Here is a 12,580-nt window from a genome sequence, read left to right as displayed (position 1 = left end):
CTTCAAGGTGCGAGCGCGCCGGCGCGAAACTGCAACGTTGCCTATCCCGCGGCTAAGCCGGCCATAGATCAAAAGGGCCACCCTGTGGGTAGCCCTTGCTGCTCATTTCTTCAAGTCTGCGGCAAAGAACTTGGCCGCCTCGGCCTTCGATTCCTGATCCGCCTTGGCGTCGTATCTGATCGGGATGTTGAACTTCTTGCCGAGCTCGGTGGCTTCGGGGTTCGTGAACGCGTGCACCGCGCCGGGATACTCGATGATCCGATAACTGACTTTCGCTGCGTCGAAATCCTTCTTCAGCGCATCGTACTGCTCGCGCTTCACGAACGGGTCGTCCGCGCCGTTCATGATGAGCACTTTCGCCTTGACGGTGTCCGGCGCCGGCGCCGGCGTGTTGAGGCCGAGCGATGCGTGAAAGCCCGCAACGGCGGCGAGATCCGCGCCGGCGCGCGCCATGTTGAGCACCACCGCGCCGCCGAAGCAGTAACCGACGGCGCCGATCCGCTGCGGATCGACCGAGGCCCGCTTGGCGAGTTGCTCCCGCGCAGCGTTGAAGCGAGACTCCATCACCTTCGGGTCTTTCATCACCGATGACGAAAGCCCGCCGGCGTCCTTCGGGTTGTCGGCGGTCCTGGCGTCGCCATACATATCGGCGATCAGGACCGTGTAGCCCTGTTGCGCGAAGTTCCGCGCCTCGTTGTGGATGTGCTTGGTGATGCCCCACCATTCATGCACCATCACGATCCCGGGTTGCTTGGCCGCGGCCGCATCGTCGTAGACGACAAAGCCCTTCATCGTGGCCTCGCCGTCCGAATAGGTGACCGGCTCTTCCCGGACCGCTGCGTGCGCGCTCGCAACCATTGCGATGGCGCACAGTGCTCCCACCATGTTCGTTATGTTCGTTCGCATGCTGACCTCCCGCGGGTTTGGCACGACGTCACATTGGCATACCAGCGATTCCTGCGCTAGGTCCTGCGCTCATCGAGCTATCGCGCGCTCTCCCCGAACATCACCGGCGTCCCTTTCGCGACACCGGCCGCGACCCGCACCGCATCCCAGTTCGTCAGCCGGACGCAGCCATGGGACTCCGCCTTGGAGACCTTGCCGGGATCGGGAGTACCGTGGATGCCATAACCTTCCGCCGAGAGGTTGATCCAGATCGAGCCGACCGGGTTGTTCGGGCCAGGCTTGATCGTGAACGGCTTCTTCGATTTGACGCCCTTGAACCGATATTGCGGATTGTAGCGATAGGTCGGATTCTTGTTGATCGCCGTCACCTTCAGCGTACCGCTCGGCGTCGGCTTCTCCGTGCTGCCGACCGTTGCGGGATAGAAGGCGATGAGCTTCCCCGCCGCATCGAACGTGCTGAGCGTCTGCCGCGTCTTGTCGACTTCCACGCGCGCGATCGGCGCCGGTTTTCCGGCGTCCAGCACGTTCGCAACCGCAATGGTGTCGCCGGCTTTGTCGAACTTCTGCCCGGGATTGAGCGCCTGCAACAGCGCCTCGCTCATGTGGAATTTCTCGGCGAGCGCTTCGCGCGGGCTGGTGTAGTTCAGCGCAGGCAAGCTCTTCATGTCCTCCATTTTTGCGGGGACCTTGTTCAGGAACGGTCCTTTCACATCCGCCTCGACGATCGTGTAGGTGACGATCGCGGCTCCTTCGCTGGCAGAAGCAAGCTTGCTCCAGAGATCCGCCGTCACCGTCTTGTCGAAGGATAATCCGTTTGCCTCGGCAAACGCCGCGAGCGCCTTCTGCGCATTCTCGCCGAGCTTTCCGTCGATCTCGCCGGGGGAGAAATGCGCGCGATCGAGCAGGATCTCGAGCTTGGCAATGGCGGCGCTGACCTGGTGACGGCCAGGCAATTTTCCCGCCGGCGCCGCCGCGTCGTTGATCGCGGCGGTATCGAGACCGGCTGCCATCGCCGGCGCGGCCGACACAAGCAGGAGTGCAATGGCAAAGGGCCGGAACATCGTGCATCCCAACGGACCACCTTCCGTAACGTTACGGGAAGCTTCGAAGTTCCAATGCAGGCCGCCGCGCAGTTCCGCGGCGGAACAGCGAAGATCGCTGCTTCGCCGCAATCGTCCCGCTAAAAAGTCGTTATCCGCGGTGCATTTGCGCGCAGCTCACACCACAATTCAGGTCTCTTGAAGCAAATGCGATTCGTCATCGCGGCGCTTGCCGCATTTCTTGTCTTGATGCTCGACGTCGATCGTTCGCCACGCCCGCTCCAAGCCTCAACAAGCCAAGCCCCAACATTCTCGCACGACGCAGCACCGGACGCCGTCCCCTTTGCCGCGCGCTTCATCGGAAGCGCGGACGCCAGCGAAGCGCCCGATGCGAGGATCGAGGACAAGACGCCCGCGGCCGAGCCGAGCGAGGCTGCAGCCGAGCCACAGGCATCCGCGATCGATACGTTCTGCCGCACCTTGAAGGACGCTGCCCAGGCGAGCGAGATCCCGGTCGCGTTCTTTGCGCGCCTGATCTGGCAGGAGAGCCGCTTTCGCTCGAACGAAGTCAGCCATGCCGGCGCGCAGGGCGTTGCGCAGTTCATGCCCGAGACAGCCGCTGAGGTCGGTCTCGACGATCCCTTCGATCCGCAGAAGGCGCTGCCCGCTTCGGCCAGACTGCTGCGCAAGCTGCGCGACGATTTCGGCAATCTTGGCCTTGCGGCTGCCGCCTACAACGCCGGCGGCGGCCGCATCCAGAAATGGCTCGCCAGGCAGAGCGAGCTGCCGCGCGAGACGCGCGAGACGCGCGACTATGTCTGGATCATCACCGGAACCAAGGCTGAAGACTGGATCGAAAGCGTCGACACGCTCGCCATTCGCATCGATCTGCCGAGCGAAGCGCCTTGCGAAGGAACCGGGGGCCTCTCGAAGTCGAAGGATGTCGCGTTCGTCCCGGCATCACTGGCGTCTGCCGTGAGCATGATCATCCGCAAGGCCGAGGCAGCTCGGCAGGTGGCAAGGTCTGGCGCCGGCCGCGCGGGCAAGCGGCTCGCACTCCTGCTCAGGAAGAGCTCGCCGGGTGCGGCCCGGCTCGGCAATGGGCGCCCAGCCGTTGTCGCAGCCAAGGCGAGACCCGCGAAGGGACGCGCCGTTCGCGTGGCCTCGCGCGCGCGTTCGTCGAGCTGAGGCCGCTTCAGGACGCGTGCTCCGCCTTGAGCGCGGGCCGGCCACATTTCCGCTCAAGAAAATGAGCGCGCTGGTGTATGTTGCCGGTCGTTTTCAGATCAGTTTGCTTGCAATTCATTTTCCAGTAGGCGCTGTCATGACATTCATCGATGGCTTGGGTTACCTGGCGTCGGCTCTCGTGTTGCTGACGTTCTGCATGAGCACGATGTTGAGCCTGCGCACCGTCGCGATATTCAGCAATCTGGCATTCATCAGCTATGGATTGGGCGACCGGATCTACCCGGTGCTCATCCTGCACATCATTCTGCTGCCGCTGAATGTGGTGTTGCTGTTCCAGATGGTTCGGCTGCTTCGCAAGGCCAGGCGCGCTGCGGCGACTGATCTTTCTCCGAACTGGCTGCAGCCGTTCATGCGACCGAAGCACGTCAAGGCGGGAGAAACAATTTTCAGGAAAGGCGACGACGCCGACCTGCTCTACATGGTCGTATCGGGCGAGGTCAGGTTTCCCGAGATCGATCGCGGGGTCTCGGCGGGCGAATTGTTCGGCGAGATCGGACTGTTCTCACTCGAGCGCCGCCGCACGCAAACGGCGCTGGCAGCGACCGATGTGGATTTGCTGTGGATCAGCGACGGCGCGCTAAGCAAGCTGTGCGAGCGCAATCCAGGATTGTCGCTGTATTTCCTGCGGCTGACGGCGACCCGGATGACTGAAAATGCCGCCCGCGCAATCGGGATTGGCGCGGCGACGCCAAATCGGGCGTAAAGCGCCGGGAAATGCGTCGCATGCCGATCCTACGGCGCGGACGATGCCGCAAGGCCCGGCAGCGGCGCAAACTGCATCTCTGCAACGGCCGAGCCGGCGTATGCACTGGCGATCAGGATCATGACTCGAATGGCGACGAACATGGTGCCTCCTCGGTGTTTTTCTTGGTCTCTCAATGCCAGAGACTTCTTTCCCGCCGGTGAGGAAAGCTGGTTGCCGCAACCTTGAAGGCATTGGTAAGCGAGCCGTTTACGCAAGCCCGCGTTCATGAGTTGAGAACCGTATCGGCCGATCGACCGAAGCGCTAAACGCGCGGTTCACCGTCGCCGGGCATTGTTCGCCGCAATCAAGAAGGCGCAATCACAATGCCGATTTTCAGGGCGATCCTTGTTGTCGTATCGATTTTTCTCGCTGTTTTGTACGTCTACGATGCCAGCCGCAGCGACGCCCGCTCCATGCCGGCTTCGGCAAACGATGTCCTTGCGCGGCGGTGGCCGGAACCGGATGAATTTCGTCCCCCGGCTCCCCCTGCTCCCGCGCGCGCCGCCGACGCGACACCGGCGGCGCGCGTTAGGGAAACGTTTGCGATGTTCATCCCCAGGGATGCGCGACGCCATGTGATGCAGCGCAGCCTCTAAAGCGTTTTCGAGCGAAGTGGACCCCCGGTTCGCGTGAAGAAAACGCGTCAAAACAAGAAATCTAGCGCCTTCGGTTCAGCCTAGGGATACGCCGGCCTTGGCGCGGCTGATTCCGAGCGTCACAATGCGATGCAGCAGATCCGGATAATCAAGCCCGTCATGCCCTGCGGCGGTCGCGAACTCCTGGCTCTTGGCAATTTCGGGATTGGGATTGGCTTCAATGAAGTACGGAACGCCGTTGGTAGACAGGCGGAAGTCGATGCGCGCGTATCCATCGAGCCCCAACGTCCGGTAAATCCGTTTCGCCAGTCGTTGAATATGGGCGGATAGTTCCGGCGTAAGATCCTCGGCCGGCCCATCCGCAATTCCGACGCGCTCCTGATAGCCGGTATCGTGTTTGACTTTTTCGGTGGCGATTTGCCGCGCCGCGGGGCCGCCCATGCTGCCGAATTTCAGTTCCCACACCGGCAGGACCCGCAGCCTGTTGTTGCCGAGCACGCCGACATAGAGCTCGCGTCCTTCGATGAACTGCTCGGCGATCGCGGCCGTTCCGATCCGCTCATGGATGAAGGCGACGCGCTCCACAAGCTTCTCGTCGGTATCGACGATGGACGCCTGCGAGATACCCAGCGATCCATCGCTGCTCAGGCTCTTGACGATCAGCGGCAGCGCAAGACGCGGCGGCCGTTTGACCTTGCGGCGCATCGGGAATACGGCGAAGGCCGGCACCGCGATCCGGCGATGATGCACCAGCGTTTTGGACAGATCCTTGCCGCGCGCCAGGATCAGGCCGCGCGGGTTACACCCGGTATACGCGATTTTCATCAGCTCGAGATAGCTCGCGATGTGCTGGTCGTATACGACGTCGTAGTGAAACTCCTCCAGCAGCGTGAACACCACATGCGGCTTGAAGCCCTCGATCTCGTCGCGCACCGGCTTGATTTCCTCCTGCACGCCGAGCGGACGAACCTCGTGGCCGGCCGCGCGCAGGGTACTCACGACGTCGTACTCTGTTTTCCATTCATTGATTTCCCGCGCGGAGTATCCATCGCTGGAGTCCGGCGGCACACAATCGGGATGCATGAGCACCAGAATGCGAAGGTGTTTCATAGCGCGATCCATTTCCGGCGCGACGGGCCGAACAGCGCGTGCATGGTCTTGGCGGTCAGCAGGATGGTGAAGTTGGTCACAAGCTTCTGCTCGGGGCCGACGGCACGCAGATTGAGCTCGCGGCAGCGCGAGATCATGTTGTCAAGCACGGCATCCAGCGTCAATTGGTTCTCGCCGGTCCACCGCGCGACCAGCTGCCTGATCTGGGCGCGGTGCCGCCTGATGAAGGCCGCAGCCGGCGGATGCCGATGGTGCCGTGGATCGGCGGAGAACAGCTTGGAAAGGTCGCGGTCGTAGGTCTTCGGCGGCGTGAAGGCGTAGAACGCCTGCTTCTTCTTGTAATGCTCGCCGAGCGTCTGCTTGAGCTCACGCAGCGGATCGATCCGCTCGCGCGTCGTGAGCAGCGGCCGCTTGCCCGCAATCTCGCCCATCAGCTCGTCGACATATTCGAGCTTCTTCAGCGCGGGCCAGCCGGCATACCGCGTCCGCCAGTTCGAGCGCGGCCGCAGCCACACCGCGAAGGTCTCGGCGAAATCCTCGTCCGGATGGCTCTGCGCGTACCAGAGCCGCAGGTGCTGGACATAGTTCCGGCTGGCCGGATTGGGCCGGTAGTAGCGCGGGTAGTGTTTCGACGACGGGCCGAACAGCTGCTGCCAGCGCCGGCGGCGTTGCAACTGGTAGCCATGCTGCACGGCATGGCCCGCCTCGTGGCGAAGAATGGCCATGCACTCGGACCACGACGCGCCCTCGACGTCGAGCATCATCTTCTTCTCGAGCTTCATCAGGCGGGGATGGGTGAGATAGAAGGGGACGGCGATGCCGGGTACATCCGCCGGACTGAACCATTCGCTCGATATCCAGGCGTGCGGCCGCAGCCGGATGCCACGCTCCTCGAGCTCTTCATTGAGCGTGGCGAGACAGTCCTCGAGCCAGGTGCCCTCGATCGTGACCCTCAGACTGCTGAGGCGCTGCTTGAGCAACTGGTCGTCCGTCAGCTTCTCCCAGGCAAATTTCCGGCGCGGCATAGGTCTCCAGAAGCCATGGCAATTCGGAATTTCGAATGTTGTCATAGATCGGTTGGGGCTGGCAACAACCGCCGGGCGGTTGGGGCTGGCAACAACCGCCGGGCCGTCGCGGCATGCCGCGGCCCATGCGGCGACCTGCCGCCGGACCCTAGGGCCTGACCCAACGCTGCACGGCCGCGGCGGTGTCGGCCGGCTTGGTATTGAAGCAGATGGCGGCATCGGGGGCGAGCCGGTGCACCAGATTGAGGATCTGCTCGAACAGTAACAGCCGTTCCGGCGGTTCGCGCAGCCCGGCACCGATCACGACGCAATCGTAGCGTCGCGCGCCGAGGGCCGCCGCCGTCACCGCTTCCGCCGTTTCACCGAGATCGACCAGGCAGCTCTCGACGTCGTAGCCAAGCGTCCGCAGGCCGTCGATCTGCGCGTCGATGTAGCTGCGCACGAGTTCGGGTGTGAACTGCGGGACGACGGAGAGATCGACGAAGGTTGGGTCGAGGCCGATCGCCAGTACGGATGGCTTCGTCATGGTCGCAGTTCCCGATCAGATTGCCGTGCCGCGAACATGGCTGCGCTTTGCGTCGAAATCGCGAAGCCATCACCGCTGGCCGTGCTCCTGCGCGGCGCGCGCGGCGACCGCCGCGCGCCGCTTGAGGAACTCGCGCTCGCGCGCGTTGCCGGCCAATGCGGCGGCGGCCTCGAACGCGGCGTGCGCCTCCGCGAAGCGGCTCAGCCTGTGCAGGAGGTCGCCGCGCACGCTCGGCAGCAGATGATAGGATTTCAGCGCCGGCTCGTCCGCGAGACCATCGACGATCGCAAGCGCGGCCAGCGGCCCTTCCGCCATGCCGATCGCGACCGCGCGGTTGAGCTCGATCACGGGCGAATGCACCAGCGCGGCAAGATCGCCGTATAGGGTGGCGATGCGGCTCCAGTCGGTCGCGTTGGGCGTCCCGGCCTCGGCGTGGCAGGCGACGATCGCTGCTTGCAGCGCGTAGAAGCCGCCGGCGCCGCCGAGCTCGCGGGCACGCGCCAGCGCCAGCTGCCCGCGGCGGATCTGCAGGCGGTCCCATCGGGCACGGTTCTGGTCCATCAGGAGGATCGGCTCGCCGCTTGCATCGGTGCGCGCCGCCATCCGCGAGGCGTTGAGCTCCATCAGCGCGAGCAGGCCGTGCGCCTCCGGCTCCTGCGCCGCGATCGCGGTCAGCACGCGGCCGATGCGCAGGGCCTCGTTGCAGAGCTGTGGTCGCAGCCATTCGTCGCCGGTTGCCGCCGTGTAGCCCTCGTTGAAGATCAGGTAGACGACCTCGAGCACGGAGGCGAGCCGTTCGCACAACTCCTCACCGCGCGGCGTCTCGTAGGCAAGGCCGGATTCCGACAACGTGCGCTTGGCGCGCACGATGCGCTGGGCGATGGTCGCCTCCACCTGCAGGAAGGCGCGCGCGATCTCCTCGGTGGTGAGGCCGCAGATCATCCGGAGCGCCAATGCGGCACGGGCTTCGCGCGACAGGCGCGGATGGCAGGCGGTGAAGATCAGCCGCAGCAATTCGTCGCCGATGTCGTCGTCGAGCGCGGAATCAAAATCGGGCATGGTCTCCCGCTCCCGCGCCAGGTCGTGCGCAAGCATGCCGTGCCGCTGGCTGAGCATGCGGTTGCGGCGCAGATGATCGAGCGCACGGCGCTTGGCTGTCGCCATCAGCCACGCGCCGGGCTTTTCCGGCACGCCATCGGCCGGCCAATGCTCCAGCGCGGCAACCAGCGCTTCCTGGGTCAGATCCTCGGCGAGCGGCACGTCGCGCAGCATCCGCGACAGGCTGGTGATCAGCCGCGGCTGCTCGTTGCGCCACACCGCAAGGATCGTGGCCTGGATGTCGGCGGCCGTCATCGCCGCCGACCCGGATTCTTGTTTTGACGCTTTTTCACGCGGACCGGAGTCCACTGCGCTTGAAAACGCTCTGTCCGCGCTGCGCATCAGGCGCAGGCGGACACATCGACCTGACAGCCGCCGTCGGCGCCCATGGCCGCGAAGGGTCGAACTTCGCAGGTCCCGTCCCAGCCCGGCATATGCTCCTTGTGCAGCTGCATGAACTCCACGGCGGCGGCCACCGCCTCTTCCTTGTTGTGGAGCTCGAAGATCGCGTAGCCGCCGATCATCTCCTTGGCCTCGACGAACGGACCGTCGATGACGTTGAGCTTGCCGTCGGTGATGCGCACCTGGGCGCCCATCGCGACCGGCAGCAGCCCGCCATTGTCGATCATGCGGCCGGCCTTGATTTCCCGCTCGGCGAGCTTGCCCATCGCCTCCATCAGGGCCGGCGTCGGCGGCCGTTGGGGCTGGGAGGAGGTGACGATATACATGAACCGCATCGGAAAACTCCTGTTGGGCGAGACGCGGCGATGATCGCCGCGAAACGGCTCGCTACAGGGGACGACGATCCGGGAGGGACGGGATCGACATGGGGGCGGGAATTATTTTTTGGTTAGTCACTACGGGGGCTCGTCATGCCCGGGCTTGTCCCGGGCATCCACGTCTTAAGGTGCCGCGCAAAGGTAAGGAAGGCGTGGATGGCCGGGACAAGCCCGGCCATGACGGGCTGCTCAGTGCAGCCCCAAACTGCCGGGCAAAGCCCGCCGTCCCTACTGCTCCCGCAGCATGATCAGCGGGTCGGCGCTGTCAGGGACGCGACGCCACTGGGCGTTGTCGTCGGCCTCGAACTGCCAGGTCTCGCCCTTGGCCGACATCAGGATCATCTGGCCGTGATCGAGCCGCCACAGCGTCGGGTTGAAGGCCGCGACCGCGGGATCGCACTTGCCTTTCAGGAACAGCTGGAAATTGTCGTTGCCGGCGTCGGTGTTGGTCAGCACCAGCGAGCAGATCGCCTGGCCGTTGCCGCGGACCATCGACCAGTCGCCGATCATCTGGTCCATCGACTTGGCGAGCGAGCGCGCCGCGGCGAGGTTTTGCAGGATGTAGACGCCCTCGTTGGTGCGCATCCCCTCGAAGATGCCGGTCTCGACCTCGGTGAAATCGATCACGGCCTCGCCGGCCGCGTTGTGCAGCCGCACGATATCGCCCAGGCCCTTGATGCTCCAGCCCGCAATGTCCTTGGTGAAAGGCAGTGCGACGGCGCAGGCCGGCTCGAGCTCGAGCTCGAAGCCTTGCGGCGTCGCATCGCTCTTCAGCGTCACGACGCAGGTCTTGCTGCGCTCGGTGGTGGAGAGCTCCCACTGCCCGATCATGTCCCTCTTCAACGTCGTGACATCCTGCGCGGCTGCCGGACCGCACGCGGCCAGCAGCACAAGCAGCACGACGTTGAAGCGGGACAACGACATCAGCGGCCCTTCACCGGCGTTTCGGCAACCGGCGTCAGCGGCGGCTTGCCGGCGAACCAGTTCTTGATGTTGTCGACCACGAGCTGGTCCATGGCATTGCGCGTGACCACCGAGGCCGATCCGATATGCGGCAGCAGCACGACGTTCTGCATCGCCTTCAGCTCGTCCGGCACGTTCGGCTCGGCGGCGAACACGTCGAGGCCGGCCGCCAGGATGGTGCCGGATTTCAGCGCCGCGACCAGTGCCGGCTCGTCGACCACGGAGCCGCGCGCGACATTGATCAGCACGCCGCGCGGGCCGAGTGCCTTCAGCACGTCGGCATTGATCATCTTCGCGGTCGACGCGCCGCCCGGAACGATGACGATCAAGGTGTCGACCGCCTTCGCCATCTCAATCAGATCGGGATAATGCTTGTAGGCGACGTCCTTGGACGGATTGCGCGAGTGATAGGACACCGGCACCCGCGAGGCTTCGAGCCTGCGCCCGATCGCCTGACCGATCCGGCCCATGCCGACGATGCCGATCTTGCGGTCGCGCAGCGAGCCGACGCTGAGCGGATAATTCTGGGTCTGCCACAGGCCGGAGCGCACATAGCGGTCGGCCTTGACGAATTCGCGCAGCGTCGCGATCAACAGGCCCATCGCGACGTCGGCGACTTCCTCGGTCAGCACGTCGGGCGTGTTGGTGACCACGATATTGTGATCGCGCGCATAGGTGGAATCGATGTGGTCGTAGCCGACGCCGAAGCTGCCGACGATCTCCAGCTTGGGAAACTGCGCCAGCGCGGTCTTGTCAGTCGCCATCGTGTGATAGGTGACGGCGATGCCGCGGATCTTGCCCATCGTCTCTGACGTCAGGCGTTCGAGGTCGCCGCGGCTTTCGGCCCGGTGCAGTACGTACTGGTCGGGAAAGCCGTTTTCGAGGATTGGCCTGATCGGTCCATAGATCAACAGATCGATCTTTTCGGAAGAAATCGGGGCCATCAATTGTCCTTTCCTAACGCGCTTTCATGCCAACGCCGCAACAAGAGGTGCGAAACTAGCGCCAGCACCCCATAGATGACAATCCCGGCCAGCGATAGCAGCAGAAGTGCCGCAAACATGCGGGGAATATTCAGCCGGTAGCCTGATTCAGCAATCCGGAAGGCAAGGCCCGAGCCGGCTCCGGCGCTGCCCGCCGCGATCTCCGCGACCACGGCGCCGATCAGCGACAGCCCGCCGGCAATCCGCAGGCCGCCGAGGATATAGGGCAGCGCCGACGGGAGCTTCAGGAGCAGCAGCGCCTGCAGCTTCGATGCGCCATAAAGTTGAAACAATCCGGCGAGGTTGCGATCGACCGAGTTGAGGCCGAGCGTGGTGTTCGACAGCACCGGAAAGAACGCCACGATCCAGGCACAGACGATCACGGCGGTCTGCTGTTGCAGATAGATCAAAAGCAACGGCGCGATCGCGATCACGGGCGTGACCTGCAGGACCACGGCATAGGGAAACAGCGAATATTCCAGCCATTTCGATTGATTGAACAACAGCGCCAGCACGACGCCGCCGATTGCGGCGGCAACGAAGCCTTCGAGCGTGGTCAGGAGCGTGACGCCGAGCGATTGCGACAGCACCGGCCAGTCCGCAACCAGCGTCTTCAGCACCAGAAGCGGGCTCGGCATCACATAGGGCTGGATGCCATAGGTGCGGACGATCGCTTCCCAGAGCACGAGGCTGGCTGCAAGCACCGCGACCGGAGCCAGAAAACGAACGAGGTCTTGCGGAGACTTCATGCGCCTGCCTGTCCTGCATAAGACGGCGCCAGCGCGGCCGAGACCTCGCGGCAGAACGCGGCATATTCGGCCGAGGTGCGGAACGCCTCGCCGCGCGGCTCGGAGGAGGTGATGCGAAATTCCGCGCCGATCCGGCCCGGGCGCGCCGTCAACACGATCACGCGCTCGGAGAGATAGACCGACTCGAACACCGAGTGCGTCACGAAGATGACGGTCTTGTGCAGGTTGCGCCACAGCGACAGCAGATCGTTGTTGAGGCGAAAGCGCGTGATCTCGTCGAGCGCAGCGAACGGCTCGTCCATCAGGAGAATATCAGGGTCGGTCACCAGCGCGCGCGCCAGCGATACCCGCATCTTCATGCCGCCGGACAATTCGCGCGGATAGGCGCCGGCGAACTCCGCAAGCCCGACCTGGTCGAGCGCAGCCTCGATGCGCGCATCGGCATCGGATGCCGGCGCGCGGGCGAGCTTCAGCGGCAGGCGGACATTGTCGCGCACGGTGGCCCACGGCATCAAGGTCGGCTCCTGAAACACGAAGCCTACCCTATGGCTGCCACGCTGCTCCGCGCCGTGATGCGACAGCTCGACCGTGCCGGCGCTTGGTGTGACGAGGCTTGCAACAAGCCGCAGCGCGGTCGATTTGCCGCAACCGGACGGCCCGAGCAGCGAGACGAACTCGCCTCGCCCCACATCGAGGTCGAGCGGCCCGAGCGCCGTTACGCCGCTGTCATAGGTCTTGGTGACGCCGCGCAGGCGCACGGCCGATCCGGCATCAGATCCAGACAACGCAGGCTCCGCCATCGCGCGTCGGCA

At 64.4% G+C, this 12,580-nt stretch carries 14 protein-coding genes; 3 read left to right on the top strand and 11 right to left on the bottom strand.

Annotation, left to right across the window (positions count from 1 at the left end):
- Positions 1-102: 102 nt before the first annotated feature.
- Positions 103-906 (bottom strand): dienelactone hydrolase family protein, encoded by an 804-nt coding sequence (locus ABIB78_RS10450; protein WP_429024159.1) that lies wholly within the window; start codon positions 904-906, stop codon positions 103-105.
- 77 nt (positions 907-983) lie between these two features.
- Positions 984-1,967, bottom strand: coding sequence for a L,D-transpeptidase family protein (locus tag ABIB78_RS10445; RefSeq protein WP_429024158.1), 984 nt, complete (start codon positions 1,965-1,967; stop codon positions 984-986).
- Between the two features lie 186 nt (positions 1,968-2,153).
- Between ABIB78_RS10445 and ABIB78_RS10440 the strand changes: the two genes are divergently transcribed.
- From ABIB78_RS10440 to ABIB78_RS10430, 3 genes are all read left to right on the top strand, one after another.
- Positions 2,154-3,134 carry a lytic transglycosylase domain-containing protein gene (locus ABIB78_RS10440; RefSeq protein WP_429024157.1) on the top strand — a complete coding sequence of 327 codons (981 nt, stop codon included), beginning with the start codon at positions 2,154-2,156 and terminating at the stop codon, positions 3,132-3,134.
- A gap of 61 nt (positions 3,135-3,195) precedes the next feature.
- Positions 3,196-3,897, top strand: coding sequence for a Crp/Fnr family transcriptional regulator (locus tag ABIB78_RS10435; protein WP_429024156.1), 702 nt, complete (start codon positions 3,196-3,198; stop codon positions 3,895-3,897).
- A 365-nt stretch (positions 3,898-4,262) separates the two neighbouring features.
- Entirely contained in the window at positions 4,263-4,535 is a 273-nt protein-coding gene (locus ABIB78_RS10430) for a hypothetical protein (protein ID WP_429024155.1), read from the top strand.
- Positions 4,536-4,610: 75 nt separating this feature from the next.
- Here the strand turns inward: ABIB78_RS10430 and ABIB78_RS10425 are convergent, their stop codons facing one another.
- The 9 genes from ABIB78_RS10425 to ABIB78_RS10385 form a co-directional block, all read right to left on the bottom strand.
- The gene (locus ABIB78_RS10425) at positions 4,611-5,645 is read right to left on the bottom strand and encodes a D-alanine--D-alanine ligase family protein (RefSeq protein ID WP_429024154.1); all 1,035 of its coding nucleotides are present in this window, start codon (positions 5,643-5,645) and stop codon (positions 4,611-4,613) included.
- On the bottom strand, positions 5,642-6,670 hold the full coding sequence (locus ABIB78_RS10420) for a putative zinc-binding metallopeptidase (RefSeq protein WP_429024153.1): 1,029 nt from the start codon (positions 6,668-6,670) through the stop codon (positions 5,642-5,644). Before ABIB78_RS10420 ends, ABIB78_RS10425 begins: the two co-directional genes overlap by 4 nt.
- Positions 6,671-6,818: 148 nt before the next feature.
- Positions 6,819-7,196, bottom strand: coding sequence for a hypothetical protein (locus tag ABIB78_RS10415; protein WP_429024152.1), 378 nt, complete (start codon positions 7,194-7,196; stop codon positions 6,819-6,821).
- A 69-nt stretch (positions 7,197-7,265) separates the two neighbouring features.
- A complete protein-coding gene (locus ABIB78_RS10410; protein ID WP_429024151.1) occupies positions 7,266-8,549 on the bottom strand; it encodes an RNA polymerase sigma factor in 1,284 nt (427 codons plus the stop codon).
- A gap of 86 nt (positions 8,550-8,635) precedes the next feature.
- The gene (locus ABIB78_RS10405) at positions 8,636-9,031 is read right to left on the bottom strand and encodes a YciI family protein (protein ID WP_429024150.1); all 396 of its coding nucleotides are present in this window, start codon (positions 9,029-9,031) and stop codon (positions 8,636-8,638) included.
- A 270-nt stretch (positions 9,032-9,301) separates the two neighbouring features.
- A complete protein-coding gene (locus tag ABIB78_RS10400; RefSeq protein WP_429024149.1) occupies positions 9,302-9,997 on the bottom strand; it encodes an AprI/Inh family metalloprotease inhibitor in 696 nt (231 codons plus the stop codon).
- Entirely contained in the window at positions 9,997-10,980 is a 984-nt protein-coding gene (locus ABIB78_RS10395; RefSeq protein WP_429024148.1) for a 2-hydroxyacid dehydrogenase, read from the bottom strand. Before ABIB78_RS10395 ends, ABIB78_RS10400 begins: the two co-directional genes overlap by 1 nt.
- A complete protein-coding gene (locus ABIB78_RS10390) occupies positions 10,980-11,768 on the bottom strand; it encodes an ABC transporter permease (RefSeq protein ID WP_429024147.1) in 789 nt (262 codons plus the stop codon). The genes ABIB78_RS10395 and ABIB78_RS10390 overlap by 1 nt, the downstream gene beginning before the upstream one ends.
- A complete protein-coding gene (locus ABIB78_RS10385) occupies positions 11,765-12,568 on the bottom strand; it encodes an ABC transporter ATP-binding protein (protein WP_429024146.1) in 804 nt (267 codons plus the stop codon). Before ABIB78_RS10385 ends, ABIB78_RS10390 begins: the two co-directional genes overlap by 4 nt.
- Positions 12,569-12,580: the final 12 nt, after the last annotated feature.

The sequence above is a fragment of the Bradyrhizobium sp. I1.14.4 genome, from assembly GCF_050435825.1.
Classification (GTDB): Bacteria; Pseudomonadota; Alphaproteobacteria; order Rhizobiales; family Xanthobacteraceae; genus Bradyrhizobium.
This window is presented reverse-complemented; position numbering and strand designations above follow the sequence as displayed.